Source organism: Streptomyces sp. NPDC051578, from assembly GCF_044454045.1.
Classification (GTDB): domain Bacteria; phylum Actinomycetota; class Actinomycetes; order Streptomycetales; family Streptomycetaceae; genus Streptomyces.
The window spans coordinates 57,624-72,745 of record NZ_JBITDH010000015.1 but is presented as its reverse complement, the minus strand read 5'-3'; the positions used below and the strand labels follow the sequence as shown (position 1 = coordinate 72,745).

The following is a 15,122-nucleotide window of genomic DNA, read 5'->3' as shown; positions in this document are numbered from 1 at the left end:
GCTGGTGGGCCTGGAGCGCGCGAAACCGGGTGATGCGTCCTCCCGAACGCGGACACGGCCGCAGGGTGCTTGCCCGGTCGGCGTGTGCTGGCCATGGGCACCATGCTCGGGGTACCCGGCCGCGGTAGGGCTGGCTACACACGCCGAGGACGGTGATCTCGCGGACGGAGTCCGGCCCGAGGGGGTCTTGGTTCTTCGAGAGAAGAGCGGTCTTGATGAGGTCGGCCTGAATGAACCAGGCCCCTGATTGGGGTAGCACCCAGGTATCGCTGGTACGCGATCAAGGTTGGTCCGCCTCCGTCCCGCGCCTGCGGGTGCGAAGGACGGTCCAGAAAGTCCAGAAACCCAGCCCGGGGCGGGCGCCACGCGATACGACACGCTGGCGGTCCGCTATGAGGCGACCGTCCTCATTTGCGGCCATCGGCGAATGGCTGTGACCAGTGCACATCGAGCGCGTCCGAAATCAGCCCGCAGGCATGGAGGTGCTCTCACTCCACGGCAGCATCGAGGAGAATCTGCGCCAGCTCGCGCGGCTGGGAGAACATCGGCCAATGGCCGGTGTCCATTTTGACCAGCCGCCAGCGCTCGCTGTTCAGTAGCTCAGCCACATCGTCGTCGGGCTCGGCGTCGTCGGGCTCGGCCCCTGGCATCACGCACAGGATGTATGTCGCCGGAAGTTCACCGAGCGGCCCCGCCAGCACAGCGGGCTCGGTCAGCGTGGCACCTGGGTGAGGCGTCGAGCCACCCACGAGGCGTGCGATCTGTTCATCGGTGAGACCCTCGCCGTCGTAATGAGCAGCTGGCACCAGCGGCCAAAACCCTCCGCTCTCGGCGATCGATGCCTCCACTGCCGCCCCGCCGTCCGGCCAGGCGGAGACAAACGACTCGCCGTCAGTGGGAACGCTCGAGTCGACGAACACCACGCGGGCCAGTCGGTCACCGATCCGCTCCGCGGCCTGACCTACCGGTATGCCCGAGTAGCTGTGCCCCACCAGGACTACGTCACGCAGACCCTGGCGTTCCACCTCGGCAACGATGTCCTGGACATGAGTCGCTTGCCCCGCCGGTACACCCTGCTTGTCAGCAAGACCGGACAGCGTCAACGGATAGACGCCGTGGCCGGCGGTGCGCAGATACGGCACCACCTCGCCCCACGCCCACGCCCCGAGCCGTGCACCTGCAACCAGCACGAAATTCACCATGCCCGCACCGTAGCCGGGCAGCCTGAGGATCTCCTGGAAAATATTTTCGATGCATGCCCTGCCGCGTCCATGGATGCCCGATACGGACCATGCACACAGGCCGGCAGTTACCGGTTCTATGGCCCGGTATCTGGCTCCGCGCGGCCGCGGAGTCCGGTCCCGGCGTGGAGCCGGGACCGGACGATGGGTGCGATGTCCGTGGGCGGCACCGTACGAAGTCCGCTGGCAGGGCCTTGAGCTCTTCGCGGAGTGCGGGCACAGGCGCGAGGCACGCCCGTCGAGGACGTGGCCACGCCGCGGTGTGTCAGGGCCAATAGCACGGCCGGACGCGGAGCAGCTCGGTCCGCAGCGCGGGGGTGCCGTCGACCGGTGCCGGGTCCTGGGCGGTCGGCTCGATGCCTCCGGCGGCGACCTTGTCGAGTGTCGTCAGGCCGTCGGAGCCGACCGTGCCGAACACCGTGTAGTTCGGTCGCAGTGCGGAGTCGCCGTACACGACGAAGAACTGGGAACCGTTCGTGTCCGGGCCGGCGTTGGCCATGGCCAGCAGGCCGCGCCCATAGAGGCGGCGCGCGCCGGTCGGGTCGGTCGGTGCCGGCGGCAGGTCCACCGGCAGCTCGTCCTTGTACTTGTACCCGGGGCCGCCCTCACCGGTACCGGTCGGGTCGCCGCACTGCAGGACCTTCAGCGTCGGATACGCCGTCAGACGGTGGCACACCGTACGGTCGTAGAACCCGTGCCGTGCCAGGTGCAGGAAACTCTGGACCGTGCACGGTGCCTTGGCCCGGTCCAAGTGCAGCGGGAGCGGGCCCTGGCTGGTCGGAACAGCCACGTCAACCGTGCCACGACCGGGGGTACGACGCGGGTCGGGCGGCAGGGGAACAGAGCGCGCCGGCGGCTCATCCGGGGTCTGCGTGTACTGGCAAGGGCCGTGCGTGGTGCGTGGCGGAACGCCGTCCGAAGCGGTGGCGGCACTCCCTCCAGCCACAACTAACACCACAGCCGCGAATCCGCTGGTCAATGCCCGTTTCATCTCGCACACCCTCCCGTTGATCTCCAGGTCTCAGAGCGGTCGCAGTCTAGGACGCGGGTTCGGTCCGCGGGAATGGTCAAGTGCAGGAAGCAGAGGTGGCGGGTAGTCCCGTCTGTCCGACCCGGCTCGTCCTCCGTGCTGCAGCGGGATGGGCCGGGCGCGCCGGTCATCTCGTGCCGAGGGGCCGAATGAAGTTGAGGAGGGCTCCGGCGAGCAGCAGGGTCAGGGAGGCCACGAATGCCGGTACGGAGTTGCCGGGGTGCAGGATCAGCGCCCATGGCTCGGCGCCCACGCTGCCCGAGCGCCGGCCGGCGGCTGCGCAGAGCAGGGGGACGGCCGCGGTGAGGAGGGCGGCACTCCTGTGTCCGGTCAGTGGCTCGAGGGCGAGGGCGATGCCCATGAAGGCGACCGTGTTGCGGCCGACGGCCAGGGAGATGCCGTCGGCGCCCAGTGAGTGGCCCGCCAGCGTGACCGCTACTACGGCGGCGGCCAGGCTCACCGCGAGTGCGGTGTCCCGGCGCTTCACGGGCCGTACGGAGGTGGCTTCGGTGTGGGGTCCGACGCGGCCCGTACTCGTCAGCCACAGGATGGCGGGCACAACGGTGATCAGACCTGCCACGAGGAACGTGCCCGAGGCGCCGTTGAGGGAGGGCAGGGGAAGCGCGGTGCTGCCGAAGGCCAGACCGGCCAGGGTCGTCAGGAGCGACCAGCTGCACAGGGACAGCGCGCCTCTGGACTTGAGCCACCAGTTCATCCGGCGGCTCCGGGAAGTTCGAGCCGGGGTGGCTGGTCGCAGGTGGTCAGTGCCTTGCGGTTGCTTTCGTACCAGGCCAGCTGTCTCTCGCGGGGTTCGTGAAGGACCCGTTGTACGAGGGTGGCCTCGTTCGGCGAAAGGTGCTCGGGGCCGGGCGGCGTCTGCAGGGCGACCGAGGTGATCCAGGCCATCACGGGCGCACGTGCGGGGTAGCTCGGGAACGTGCCGGTACGGCGTGCGCACTCGGGTATGCCGGGCATGACTGCGGACGCGAGGTTCAGCGCGATCTCTGCGGCTTGCGGACGGCTCGGGACCGCGAACCGGGCTTCGCCCGGCCCCGGGTCACGGTTCTCGGTGAGGACGGCGGGAACCCGTAGGCCCGCCTGCTCAAGGCGGGCCGCATAGACGCGCGTCTGCGATACCACTCGGGAGTCGGTCGCGAGCTCGGGCCAAAGACAAACCTGTGGCCGATCCCGGGTGTCGCAGACGAGCTCCGAGGCATCGCGGGCGGTGAGCGGACTGTAGCCGAGGCCCAGAGCCGGCGGGAGGGCGGCCGCGGTGCCGGCGGCCACCAGGAGGAGGGCGACGGCGCGGCTGCGGAGCGTGGAGCGGTGGATGAGCAGGAGCGCGGCGGCGATCACGCCTGTGGCGAAGGCCACCGGTGCCCAGATGGCCCGTGGATCGATGACGGAGCCGACCGAACAGCATTCGGAGAAGGCGCCGGCGACCAAGTGGCGGGGCCATGAGGAGTTCATCGAGACGGGAAAGGCCGTGAGGCAGAATCCCGCCGTCAGCGCGATGGGGGCGGCCGCGATGCCGGGCAGGAGGCATCCGGCGAGATACCCGGTAAGGGTGGCGGCGGCCAGGAGCAGTGCCTGGGCGCCCACCATGCCCAGGTGGGACGGGGCCGGAGGAGCTCCGACTGCACTCGCCGAGATCAGCAGGGCTGCCGCGAGTCCCGTCATGCCCATGCCCCACACCGGTGCCAGGACCGGAAGCGCGATGGCCAGCGGGCCGCGGGCGGGTGCCCGTCCGAACACTTGGCCGCGCTTGAGGCGCGCCCCCTCCCAGGCCGCGCTGCCGGCACAGGCCGCGGCGGCGAAGGCCAGTACGTACGAGGCCTGCCCGACGGTGGAGGGCCCGTACCCCGCGGTTGCGTTCAGGGCCAGGGTGTCATTGAGGAGGAAGACCACGAAACCGGCCAGGAGCGGCAGCATGAGCGTGGCCGACGAGGAACGCAGGAGCGTGCGCAACCGCATGGGTCAGATCTCCTGCCCGACGAGCCGCCCGTAGGCGGCCTCCGCCCGTTCGCGTTCTCCGGTGGCCGCGGCCGGGGCGAGCGCGTGAAAGTCTGCGGGGGTGCCCCGAAACCGTACGGCGGCGCGGTCGAGCACGAGGATCTGCTGGTACAGCTCGGAGAGGTCCTCGGTCTGGTGGGTGGAGACCACGACCTGTACGGACGCGGACAGCTCCGCCAGCAGATCGCGGAAGACCTGCCGCTGCTGGGGATCGAGCCCTGCGGTGGGCTCGTCCATGAGGATCAACTCACTGTGGTGGGTGAGGGCTCCGGCTATGCCCATGCGGCGGAGCTGACCGCCGCTTACCTGGTGGCTCTTGCGACCGGCGAGAGGAGCGAGCTTCACCCGCTCGACAGCGGCCGCGGACGACTTCCAGGCGGCGGCCCGGGACATGCCCTTGAGCCATCCCGCGTAAGCGATCTGCTCGCGGACGGTGAGACCGGGCACGGGTGTGATGTGCTGCGGGATCCAGGCCACCTTCTTGCGATAGCCGGCTGATCCGCGCCGGTCGGGTCGGCTGCGGCCGAAGGCCACCGTGCCGGTGGCCGGGCGCAGGTGGGACGCCGCCAATGCCATCAGCGTGGACTTGCCCGCACCGTTGGGTCCGAGCAGCACCGTGGCCGGAGCGTCGACGGTCAGGTCGAACCCGCTGAACACCGGAGCCTGGCGGCCGTACCGGAAGCTCACATCATCGAAAACCAGAGCCATGGGGCAACGCGCAATCCGCCACTCCTCGGGGAGGAGCGACTTGTGTGGGAGACATCTGTGCGTGCGATCCGCGAATCGAACGCTAAGGCTGGAGTGGACGGCTCCGGCCGTGGAGAGGGCGAAGTGGCTGGAAGGTGGTGTCAAAGTGCGCCGTGGTGCGCCTGGGATGGCCGAGAAGTGGGAGTCACCGCGAAAATCCCCCGCCCCACGCCGCTCCGGCGGCGAAAAGTTGCCGAACGGGACGGCGACCGGCTGGGCCTCGTAGGGGATGGGTTGGCGGCCGGGGGGAGGAGGCGGGTGAGGAAGTGACGGTGGTCGGGGAGGGAGCCGTTGGCGAAGAGGAACGGGAGGCGAAGAGGGCGGTGAGGGTGTCCTTCGCCCGCATCTCTGCAGGCGGCGCCACCACGGCCGACCTGGCCGAGCACCTGGGGGTGACCAAGCAGACCGCCGCCCAGCTGGTCGAGGAGCTGGTCCGAAAGGGGTACGTAGAGCGGCACCCACACCCGCACGATGCCCGCGCCCGCCTCCTGGGACTGACTGAGACCGGCTGGGCCGCCACGCGCGCCGCCGACCAGGCAGCCCGGACTGCCGTCGCACCGTGGCGAGAAGTACTGGGCCAGGCGCGCTTCAGCGAACTCGTCGCCGACCTGACACTCCTTGCCCAGCCGGGACCGATCCGGCCTGCCTGGTGAGCCGATGGCCCACCGCCCTGAAGACCGCCGGCCGTGAACGAACCGTCCGCCAGGGCAACCGGCCAAGGGGAAAACGACACGCGAGTTGCCGTGCCGAGCCCTCCGCGGACCGGTGGACCTCCCCGGTCAGAGCACCAGCGCGTCCAGTGCGTCAGGCAGGGGCCCAATCTGCCGGACGCCGACCTGGCCACCTCAACGAAGCGCCACCGTGATCCCGCCCGATGCCGCTGCCTTCTGGAGGCCCCACCCGCCCCGGCCACAACCGACCGCCCCAGTGTCGCGTCCTCTTGGCCGAGGCATCTCCGACCGACCGGTGCGGAGCAGCGCCGAACCTAAAGAGCGTCATCACCACTTAACCCTGAACGACCCGGTCCGACCGCGCCGGCCCGTCGGACGACCGCTATCGGCAGGATGCTGCTGGGCGGTGTGTCGGGCGTCCTGCTGACCGTCACCGTCCTGACGGTCCTGTGATGGCCCCGGACCGAGATGACATACCGAAGTACAGCCCCCACAACCATCGCCTACTCCGACGAGTCGGCCCACTTCTGACCCTGGTGCATCAGCACAGCCTGTCCGGGCGTGAGTCCTACAGGATGGTGATCGGCTGCAGAAGCGACCGTGCTGGTCGCGGCCATCAACGAGTGGCTGCGACCAGCACTTCACAACAGGCCCTAGGCTTCCCGGCCCTCCCAGCCCTCCGTCCCGGGGGTCAGCATGACGCCGGCCCCCGCACGGCAGGACCAGCGGAACGCGCCGGGCCGGTGCAGGGACGCCCGCGTTCCCGGCTCCGCGCCCCGGACGTTCAGGTGGTAGCCCGTACTGAACACCAGCCGCAGCGCCCCCGTCCTGAAGGCCACCGCCGACAGGACGGTGGCGCCGACGAGCCGGTCCCAGCAGTCATCGGCGACCGTCACGGCCCCTGGGGCAGTCGCCGGCCCCTCGGTCAGGAGCACGGGGCCGGACACCGTGAGGGCCGTCCCGTCGGCGAACGTCACCGACAGCGCCTGCTCGGTACGACTGACGGCCAGCACCGGGGTGCCCCGCAGCCCGATGCGCCAGCGGTCGCCGAGGTCCTCGATCACGGCAGGTCCGGCAGGTGGTCGAAGATGTTGCCGATGCTGTCGCCCGGCGAGCCGTCCGGCATCTGGGGGTGCACCTCTCCGGTCTTGGGGTCGACGAGCATGTCCGGGTTCTTGTTGCCGCCGATCCCGCGCCACGCGCCCTGGGCCTTCACCTTGTGGATCGCGTCCTTGATCTGCTTCACCGAGTAGCCGGTCGCCTTCGCGATGGCGGCCGGCCTGCTGCACAGTCCACCCGCATTGTGGACCAAAACCGGGGTCGAACCCGCGAGGACGTAGTAGGTGTGCAGGTCGTTGACCGTCAGGTTGTACGCGCCCTGGAGTTCCTTCCAGTGCGTGACCCGGTCGACCGCGACGGTCGTGCCGTCTGGGGTGCGCAGGGTGTCGCCGGAGTTGAGCTCGGCGGCGTCCGTCCACTGCCCGCGGTCCTCGACCCAGAACGGGTGGTGGTCGGTGGCCGTGAGAGCGGCCGCCCCTTGGCCGACGGTGATGCCGGTGAAGTCGACGTCGTCCGGGGTGCGGATCGTGGCGTCGACCCGGCGGGGGCCGTCGGCACCCGTCTCGGGGTCGGTGGCGAAGACGGTGTCGCCGACGCCGATCCGCTCGATGGGACGGGTCGTCTTCCCATCACCCATCAGCACCTGCGTACCGGCCGGGAAGCTGTTGAAGCATCCGGCGACCTTCTCGGTCTTCCGGGCGGCGCGGATGGCCTCGGCGGTGAGCGTGCCGCCGGTCTTGAGCCAGCGCAGGACGACGAGCCCGCCTACGACCCGGTCGGTGGTGCTCAGTTCCTCACCGGTGGCCAGGTTGTGCCCGGTGAGGGCCTCGACGACGCCCTTGCCGTCGCCGATGCCGGGGAGCAGGTCGAGCAGCATGCCCATCTTGCGGTCCTGCTCGGCGAGCACCTCGCGCGGCACGGTGTTCGCACCGACCCGGTCGGCGACGTGGGAGAAGTCGAACGCGAAGTCCGGGACGGGGAGGATCTTCTCTGCTGCCTTCTTGAACCCGGCGACGGCCGTGTTCATCTGGCCCACGCCCGTGTTCATCTGACCGACGCCCTCGTTGAGCTGGGCCATCCCCCGGTTGGCCTGGTTCACGCCCTCGTTCATGCCGTCGATGCTCGTGTTGACATCGACCATGACGCCGTTCATCTCGTCCAAGGCCTCGTTCATCTGGTCGAGGCCGTTGTTGATCTGGGTCAGGGCGCCGAGCACGTCGTCGATCCACCGGCGGAACGACCCGTCGTCCACCGATGGCGGCAGGTTCTCACCCGGCGGGAAGAACTGGGCGGCGGTCAGAAAGGCGAGCATCTCGACCGAGTCGTTCGCCGTCCCACTGGCGCGCGCCGCCAGCTCCAGCTTGCCGCGCAGCGACTCCATCGCCGGCTTGGCCGCCTTGAGCGTCTTGGCGAACTGCTGCAACACCTCCAGCCGCTTCTTCGGGTCCGTGTCCGGCTTCGGGTGCAGAAGGATCTCCGGCTGGAGCTTGACGAGCGCCTCCACCTCCTTCGAGATCTCGGCGAAGGCGGGCTGCTCGTCGTCCTCCATGGCGCCTTGGAGCGTGTAGAGGACCACCCCCAAGGCGAGTCCGACCTTCAACGACTTGAGCGCGAACTCCTTGCCGCACTTGGGCCGCTCCAGCAGCGGCAACTGCTTGCACTTCGAGTACTGCGATACCCGGGCGGCGATCTCCAACAAGGTGGGCGGCCGGTCAAGCGCATCCGCTGCCGTAGCCGTACCGGCCGCCCCCACCGTCAGGCACATGACGGTGAGGAGGATGACTATCTTTTGTCTGACGTGCTGAAACATGCGTTCCCTATGACGCGGCCCCAAGGACCGCGCTCCCCTCGGCGGCACTGGCCGCCGTTGTTACTCGCGCGTAGCGCGCTTGGTCGCGGCTCACATTAAGGCGTTACCCGAGGTCATGATCATCTCGGAGTTGCCGCGGGGGACGCGCCTCACGCGGCGCGGTAGTTCAGCCCACACAGGCTTTTTCCGCACGACCTGCTGTACATGAAGAATGCGAAGAACACCGGCCGGTCGCTTACCGGGAACCACAACCCCGGGTCGATCGGCGAGCGCGACGAGGGGACAAGGCAGCAGCAAAGGGGGAGGCGAGCGCCTATGGGACCCGTTCGAAGGTGACGACGGGCGACTTCAAGGGCGACGGCAAGTCGGACATCGGGGTCCTCTACAACAACGGACAAGACGCGGACGGCACCATCATCACGGCGCTGTGGACCCTCACCAGCACCGGGAACGGATTCAACGCCCCGGTCAAGAAGTGGGACAACGACGACACCACCACCGGCTCCTGGAACTGGGACCGCTCCAAGGTCACGGTCGGCGACTACAACGGCGACGGCAAGGCCGACGTCGGCGTCCTGTACGACAACGGGCAGGACGCGGGCGGCACCAACCACACCGCCCTGTGGACGATGACCAGCACAGGCTCCGGCTTCGGCGGACCGGTCCGGAAGTGGGACTCGGGCAGCAACAGCTGGAACGCGGACGCCAGCAAGGTCACCGCGGGCGACTTCGACGGCGACGGCAAGACCGACGTCGGGGTGCTCTACAACTACGGCCAGCAGGCCGACGGCACGAGCCGGACCGGCCTGTGGAAGTTCTCCAGCAACGGAAGCGGCTTCAACAACCCGGTCAAGAAGTGGGAGAGCACCAGCTCCTGGAACTGGTTCCGAAGCGACCTCGCCTAGTCCACGGGGAAGTGGGCGAAGTGGGCGCCGGATGTCTGCGGCGCCGGTCGCACGGGCGGCGGCTCAGGAACCGGTGGCGCGGACCGAGCCGGTGCTCGTGCCGGTGCTGTCGCCCACGAAGCAGGTGACCTTACGGTCACCGAGGATCCAGGTGGCGGACTGCGGGAAGTAGTAGAACACCTCCAGCTTGTCCGACACCTTGGCGTCCTTGCCGACGTAGTCGGTGAGGTCCGTGCCGCCGCACTTCTCCTCGGCCAGCGAGACGATCTTCTCCTTACCCGGGTACGGGCCTGCGTCCAGGTTGAAGACGGCATAGGCCTCGCCCTCGTGAGGCTGGGCGCAGGGAACGACGCGCACCGAGAAGGCGGCTTGGCCTTCGGCCTTGTCCTGGTACTCCGCCAGATCGCCGTCCGTGGTGAAGCAGTCCCCGGTGCGGAGGTCGTTGACCTTGCTGGAGCCCGAGCCGGTGACCTGGCCGCCCGTGTCGCGCTTCGGCGCGGGGCCGTCGTCCAGTGCTCCGGAGAGTCCGAGGGCGAGGAAGGTCGCGTAGAACGCGATGGTCACGGCGTGGATGACGATCGCCGCGACGGCGAATCCCTTGCCCTTCTCCGCGCGGGTGCGGATCTGGGAAAGGGCGACGATGCCCAGGACCAGCGGGACCAGCGGCAGCGCACAGACGATCGACATCACGAACGCGACGACGGCCAGCACGTTGGTCTTCTGCGGCGGCGGCGCGTACCAGCCCTGCGGGCCGCCATATGGCCCGGGCTGCCCCGGCTGGTAGGGCGCCGGCCGGCCGTACGGTCCCGGCTGGCCCGGCTGGTCGTACGGTCCCGGCTGTGCGTACGGCTCAGGGTGCGACGGTGGCTGCGGCGGTATGGACATGCGGTGGAGCTCCTTGCTCGGCGGGTGAGCGCAACCAACAGCCAGGCGGGGACACCGCGACCGCCGGATGGCGTCTGATCGTCGCATGGTGTTCGAAGCAGCCGACGACCGGGCGTGGCGCGTGGTCCGCCGCTGCATCACGGTCCTGGTGCGCGCGGTTGCCGGACCACCGCAAGCAGTGGTTTCGCCCCCACTCCCCCATTTCCCCCGTCAGAGGCTGCGGGCGGTGATGTCGCCGTAGGCGGTGGTCGCGTGGATGGTCAGACTGGGCGTGCCGTCGGTGTTCTTGAGCGCGTTGTGGATGCGGCCGTGGGAGGTGCCTGCGTCCAGGGAGGCACAGGCTCCGCGGGCGGCGCCGACGGACAGGTCGCCGTGCTCGGTGCGGAGCCTGACCGTGCCGCGTACGGCCTCGGTGATGAGGATGTCGCCCTTCTGGGTGCTGAGCTCGGCCGGGCCGCCCAGGCGGCCGACGGTGATGTCACCGGCGAGGAGCGTGAGGCGGGCACCCTCGGTTTCGTCGAGCTGCGCCGAGCCGTGCGCGGCCTCGAAGACGACGTCGCCGAGCCGCCCGGTACCCCGGAGCTCCGCGCCGGCCGCCTTCGCCTCGACACGGGATCCGGCGGGAAGGTGCACGGTCACCTCGACCGAACCGGAGTTGCCCAGGAGCCGGTTCTTCGCCGGGGCTGCCTCGATCCGCAGGACTCCGTCGCCGTACGCGGTCGTGATCTGCTCCGCCGCCTTCACGTCGCGGCTCTTGGTGGCGTCCGCGGGCGCCACCTCGACCGTGGTGTCCGTGCGGTCGGCAGCAATGAACCGAATGCGTCCGGCGGGGATGTCTACGTGGGCGGAGACGGGGGTGGGGGTGTCGAACTTCTGCATGGTGAGCTCCTGCGACGTGTTGGGCCGTTTGTTTCTGACACGTCAAAAGCTACGTTGCCTTTACGAGTCTCGCAACGAACTGCTTGCCTTGTACTGGTGTTCTTGCAGGTCAAAGCGATAAATCATTGCAATGGATCTGAATGTATTGCAACGACAGCTGCTCCTCCGTTGCAATGGAATGGATGTGAACGCTCCGCCCCCGGTGCCGCCTGCGCTTGCGCAGGGGTGCCTGGACGAGGCGGCCGCCGCTCACGGGGCGTCAGCGGCGCGTGGCTGAGGGGCCCATGAGGGCTTCGGCGGTGGATGGGGGGCTCCGGGTGGCCCCGGGGCAGGGTCTGGGGCCCCAGGGGCTGTCCAGGGGCCGCACGGACCGGCAGAGGGCCGGCGGCTCGAAGGTAGGGGCTCGTGGGGGTGGCCCCCCTCCCTCGGTACCCGCTCCCCCCGGGACAAGGTACTGAACGCCGGTGGACTGGCTTCGGTCCCTGTCCGTTCAGTCACTGCATAAACCTGCAGGTCAGGGGCCCTCCCCCCGGCGGACAGGGACCGAAGGGACTCAAATCTCTAGTTATGAGCCGCATAAGCATCTAGGTACCTCTACTCACGCCCGCGCATACACACGCACACGTGAGAAGTGGAAGAGCTGATTCTCAGTCCCTTTAGTCCCTGTCACTCGTTCTTCACCCCTCTGACCTGCGGTTTCTTCCAGGGACTGAACAGGGAGGGACTGAACCGGAGTCGGGGTGCTTTCAGACCCTGAGGCGCGTCGGACCCGGGCGGACCGCCGGGGCGGAGGCGATGGTCCGGACCATGACAGGGGCGGAGCAGGGTCCCGGTCGAGCCGGCCTCAAGGGCGGGAGGACCCATGGTCAGTTCTCGGCCAGAAACTGCGACACGCCCGGGTGTCGGCCGGTTGAAGAAGAGGAACCTTCCCGGATGAACCGGGCCATACCTTCACGTAGTGAGGGACCGAAGGGACTGAACTGGCGATACAGCAGCTATTTGAACCTGAGCCGCCGCGCCCTCTGAGGTAACCTCCGCAATAGTGAATCTTCAGTCCCTCTGGTCCCTGAGCTGCAGGTGGAAGGCCACTCAAGGGAGCAGCAAGGGGTTGGGAGCAGCCGCCCCTCACACCGCGTCAAGGAAGAGCCAGTGCCCGTGCGTTACGAAAGCCCGCCACACGAGGTGAATGGCGGGACCGCACTGGACGTGGCCACCTGGATGGCGCTGCGCGGCTACCCTGTCCACCCCCTCGCGCCAGGGACCAAGACGCCCGCTCCGAACTGTTCCGAATGCCGGGAAGGCCGGCATGCGCCGCACGCCTGCCCGTGCCACGCGCGCGGCCGTTGGTGCCACGGCTTCCACGCGGCCACCACGGACCCCGAAACGGTGCGGCAATGGTGGGGGGCCAACCCCGACTTCGGGATCGGTGTCGCCTGCGGCCCTGCGGGACTGGTGGTCATCGATGTCGACGCCCACGCCGCACCGCTGCCGGACCGGCAGAAGCTGCTGCCCGGGATCCCCATCGACGAACGCGTCGACCTCACGGGACTCAGCAGCGGCTTCGACACCTTGGCCCTGCTGGCGGCGTACAGGGGTGCGTCCGACCCTTGCGGGGACGCGTCGACCCTGCGCGTCCGCACGCCCTCGGGGGGCATGCACATCTGGTACCGGACGCCCCAGGACGGGCCGCGCCTGCGGTGCTCCAGTGGTTCGAGCTCCAAGGTCGCGCTCGCCTGGCAGGTCGACGTACGGGCCGTCGGCGGCTACATCGTGGCGCCGACGACGCGTACGTCCGCGGGTGTCTACGAGGCGTTGGACGGGGCTCGTGTGCCCGCGGCCTTGCCGATGTGGCTCACCGCCGAACTCGTGCGCACCGGCCACGGCGTGGAGCAGCCCGCCCCGGCGGGGCCCGCCGTGCCGCGACCCAAGACCCGGGGATCCCGGGGCCCCCGGCAGGCCGGTGGACGGGTGCTGGCCTCGCTCCTGGACGAAGTCCGTGCCTGCGGCGCCAGTCCCTCGGGAACGGCGTTCAGCGAGAAACTCAACCGGGCCGCCTTCACCGCCGGAGGACTGGCGGCCTCCGGCCACCTCACCGGGTCCGAGGCCCGGGAGCTGCTCCTCGACGCCGCGAACCAGGCGCGACCCCACCAGCCACGCCGAAACGTCCTCATCGTCGACACAGGGTTGCGCGCCGGCAGTGATCGGCCGATCCACCCCAAGGAGCGCCCATGAGCAGCGCCGGAAGCACGGGGTTCAACGCCCAGGCGGCGGCGGAACAGCTCGCCGCGTTCACGACGGACACCGCACCGCAGGGCCGGCGCCTGCCCGCTCAGCAGAGCGCGACGCCCGCGGGCATCGGGGGCGCCGACTTCATCCAGGCCGGGTTGCTGAACAACCTGACCGACCGCGGCAACGCGAAGCTGTTCGCGCACCTTCACCACGACCGGTTCCGTCATGTGGAGGGACTGGGCTGGTACGTCTGGGACGAGTACCGGTGGAAGCGCACCGGCGGGGAGAAGGCGGCGATCTGGGCCGCCGGTGACATGGCGGAGGATCTGCCCGCCCACGACCCGCGCGGTGTGTTCACGGACCGGGAGCTGGCCCAGCACCGCAAGCGCACCATGTCGACTTCGGGCGTCAAGGCCATGCTGACGCAAGCGAAGGCGTCACCCGAACTGGCGTTGGACCCGGACACCCTGGACGGGGACAAGTACGCGCTCTGCACGCCCGCCGGTGTGGTGGATCTGCGTACCGGCGATCTGCACAAGCCCAATCCCACGCGCGACCTGCACTCCCGTGCCACGCACCTGGCGCCCGAGGCCATGCCCACCCCGAGGTTCCACACCTTCCTCAAGCAGACGTTCGGCGATGACGACAAGGGCAAGGAGATGATCAATTTTCTTCATCTCCTGCTCGGCTACTCGATCACCGGTGACGTCGGCGGTCAGGTTCTGCCGTTTCTTTATGGTGTCGGCGCGAACGGCAAGTCCGCCCTGCTCGACGTCGTGATCAAGATCCTCGGTGATTACGCGGACGTGGCACCGCCCGGCTTCCTTATGGAGCGCGGCAAGTTCAACGAGCACTCCACCGAGCTGACCGAACTGCACGGCCGGCGCTTGTTCGTCTGCAGCGAGCTCAAGCCGCACGACAAGTTCGACGAGGCCCGCGTGAAGCTCCTCACGGGCGGCGACCGGCTCAAGGCGCGCCGGATGCGGCAGGACTTCTTCAGCTTCGAGCCGACCCACAAGCTGTGGCTCCTGGGCAACCACCGCCCGGAGGTGGGCACCGGTGGGCACGCGTTCTGGCGCCGGATCCGCCTCATTCCCTTCGAAAAGGTCGTCCCCGACCACCGGAAGATCGACAACTTGGCGGAGGCGCTCGTACAGGAAGAGGGTCCGGGCATCCTGCATTGGATGATCCAGGGAGCCAAGGCCTACCTCGCCGACAAACCACCCCTGACGGGGCCCAGCGTCGTGCGCACCGCCACCCAGGCCTACGCGACGACCGAGGACCACATCGGGCGCTTCCTCGCGGAATGCTGCACCACCGGCGCGGAGCTGCCCGATCCGCGCGATCTCAAGGTCGAACAGGGAGCCCTCTACCGCGCCTACAGTGCCTGGTGCCTTGATGGGGAGGGTCTGAGGCCCGCCACGACGCGTGCGTTCGCCACGCGCATTCGTGCCGAGGTGGGCGTCGCCTCGCCCAATGAGATGCTCCGTTCGAACGGGCAGAAGTTCTACCCGGGGCTGGCCCTTCTGGCCGATGAAGAGTAGGTCCCACGTGACGCGAACAGGGCAACTACGGCGTGACTGGTCGATGCGTGCTGCAGTCCCGGGGCGGGCACACCTACGATGGACAAGGATGATGAACGGATCCACCAGC

The 15,122-nt window shown here is 69.0% G+C and carries 13 protein-coding genes; 4 read left to right on the top strand and 9 right to left on the bottom strand.

What is annotated here, in order from left to right:
• Nucleotides 1-488: 488 nt before the first annotated feature.
• From ACIA6C_RS32180 to ACIA6C_RS32160, 5 genes are all read right to left on the bottom strand, one after another.
• A complete protein-coding gene (locus tag ACIA6C_RS32180) occupies nt 489-1,202 on the bottom strand; it encodes an alpha/beta fold hydrolase (RefSeq protein ID WP_399281227.1) in 714 nt (237 codons plus the stop codon).
• Nucleotides 1,203-1,506: 304 nt separating this feature from the next.
• Nucleotides 1,507-2,031: a peptidylprolyl isomerase gene (locus ACIA6C_RS32175; RefSeq protein WP_399281226.1), complete on the bottom strand. Its 525-nt coding sequence runs from the start codon at nt 2,029-2,031 to the stop codon at nt 1,507-1,509.
• Between the two features lie 367 nt (nt 2,032-2,398).
• Complete coding sequence (locus ACIA6C_RS32170) at nt 2,399-2,986, bottom strand: hypothetical protein (protein WP_399281225.1); 588 nt, start codon at nt 2,984-2,986, stop codon at nt 2,399-2,401.
• Entirely contained in the window at nt 2,983-4,245 is a 1,263-nt protein-coding gene (locus tag ACIA6C_RS32165) for a hypothetical protein (RefSeq protein ID WP_399281224.1), read from the bottom strand. The genes ACIA6C_RS32170 and ACIA6C_RS32165 overlap by 4 nt, the downstream gene beginning before the upstream one ends.
• Nucleotides 4,246-4,248: 3 nt before the next feature.
• The gene (locus ACIA6C_RS32160; protein WP_399281223.1) at nt 4,249-4,992 is read right to left on the bottom strand and encodes an ATP-binding cassette domain-containing protein; all 744 of its coding nucleotides are present in this window, start codon (nt 4,990-4,992) and stop codon (nt 4,249-4,251) included.
• Between the two features lie 311 nt (nt 4,993-5,303).
• On the opposite strand from ACIA6C_RS32160, the gene ACIA6C_RS32155 reads away from it, so the two are divergent.
• A complete protein-coding gene (locus ACIA6C_RS32155; RefSeq protein WP_399281245.1) occupies nt 5,304-5,684 on the top strand; it encodes a MarR family winged helix-turn-helix transcriptional regulator in 381 nt (126 codons plus the stop codon).
• Between the two features lie 671 nt (nt 5,685-6,355).
• Here the strand turns inward: ACIA6C_RS32155 and ACIA6C_RS32150 are convergent.
• Nucleotides 6,356-6,766, bottom strand: a complete 411-nt coding sequence (locus ACIA6C_RS32150) for a DUF6188 family protein (RefSeq protein WP_399281222.1) — start codon at nt 6,764-6,766, stop codon at nt 6,356-6,358.
• Complete coding sequence (locus tag ACIA6C_RS32145; RefSeq protein ID WP_399281221.1) at nt 6,763-8,571, bottom strand: polymorphic toxin-type HINT domain-containing protein; 1,809 nt, start codon at nt 8,569-8,571, stop codon at nt 6,763-6,765. Before ACIA6C_RS32145 ends, ACIA6C_RS32150 begins: the two co-directional genes overlap by 4 nt.
• A 332-nt stretch (nt 8,572-8,903) precedes the next feature.
• Between ACIA6C_RS32145 and ACIA6C_RS32140 the strand changes: the two genes are divergently transcribed.
• Nucleotides 8,904-9,476: an FG-GAP repeat domain-containing protein gene (locus ACIA6C_RS32140; protein WP_399281220.1), complete on the top strand. Its 573-nt coding sequence runs from the start codon at nt 8,904-8,906 to the stop codon at nt 9,474-9,476.
• A 63-nt stretch (nt 9,477-9,539) separates the two neighbouring features.
• Here ACIA6C_RS32140 and ACIA6C_RS32135 read toward each other — a convergent pair whose 3' ends face one another.
• Nucleotides 9,540-10,361, bottom strand: a complete 822-nt coding sequence (locus ACIA6C_RS32135; protein WP_399281219.1) for a DUF4190 domain-containing protein — start codon at nt 10,359-10,361, stop codon at nt 9,540-9,542.
• 210 nt (nt 10,362-10,571) lie between these two features.
• The gene (locus ACIA6C_RS32130) at nt 10,572-11,240 is read right to left on the bottom strand and encodes a DUF4097 family beta strand repeat-containing protein (RefSeq protein WP_399281218.1); all 669 of its coding nucleotides are present in this window, start codon (nt 11,238-11,240) and stop codon (nt 10,572-10,574) included.
• Nucleotides 11,241-12,458: 1,218 nt separating this feature from the next.
• Between ACIA6C_RS32130 and ACIA6C_RS32125 the strand changes: the two genes are divergently transcribed.
• Both ACIA6C_RS32125 and ACIA6C_RS32120 read left to right on the top strand, forming a co-directional pair.
• Nucleotides 12,459-13,472, top strand: a complete 1,014-nt coding sequence (locus ACIA6C_RS32125) for a bifunctional DNA primase/polymerase (protein ID WP_399281244.1) — start codon at nt 12,459-12,461, stop codon at nt 13,470-13,472.
• Entirely contained in the window at nt 13,469-15,013 is a 1,545-nt protein-coding gene (locus ACIA6C_RS32120; RefSeq protein ID WP_399281217.1) for a phage/plasmid primase, P4 family, read from the top strand. Before ACIA6C_RS32125 ends, ACIA6C_RS32120 begins: the two co-directional genes overlap by 4 nt.
• The last annotated feature ends 109 nt before the right edge of the window (nt 15,014-15,122 follow it).

Excerpts from the sequence above, each read along its gene's own strand:
- ACIA6C_RS32180 (WP_399281227.1), bottom strand. The coding sequence starts at position 1,202 with ATGGTGAATTTCGTGCTGGTTGCAGGTGCACGGCTCGGGGCGTGGGCG.
- ACIA6C_RS32170 (WP_399281225.1), bottom strand. The coding sequence starts at position 2,986 with ATGAACTGGTGGCTCAAGTCCAGAGGCGCGCTGTCCCTGTGCAGCTGG.
- ACIA6C_RS32165 (WP_399281224.1), bottom strand. The coding sequence starts at position 4,245 with ATGCGGTTGCGCACGCTCCTGCGTTCCTCGTCGGCCACGCTCATGCTG.
- ACIA6C_RS32160 (WP_399281223.1), bottom strand. The coding sequence starts at position 4,992 with ATGGCTCTGGTTTTCGATGATGTGAGCTTCCGGTACGGCCGCCAGGCT.
- ACIA6C_RS32145 (WP_399281221.1), bottom strand. The coding sequence starts at position 8,571 with ATGTTTCAGCACGTCAGACAAAAGATAGTCATCCTCCTCACCGTCATG.
- ACIA6C_RS32135 (WP_399281219.1), bottom strand. The coding sequence starts at position 10,361 with ATGTCCATACCGCCGCAGCCACCGTCGCACCCTGAGCCGTACGCACAG.
- ACIA6C_RS32130 (WP_399281218.1), bottom strand. The coding sequence starts at position 11,240 with ATGCAGAAGTTCGACACCCCCACCCCCGTCTCCGCCCACGTAGACATC.
- ACIA6C_RS32125 (WP_399281244.1), top strand. The coding sequence starts at position 12,459 with ATGGCGCTGCGCGGCTACCCTGTCCACCCCCTCGCGCCAGGGACCAAG.
- ACIA6C_RS32120 (WP_399281217.1), top strand. The coding sequence starts at position 13,469 with ATGAGCAGCGCCGGAAGCACGGGGTTCAACGCCCAGGCGGCGGCGGAA.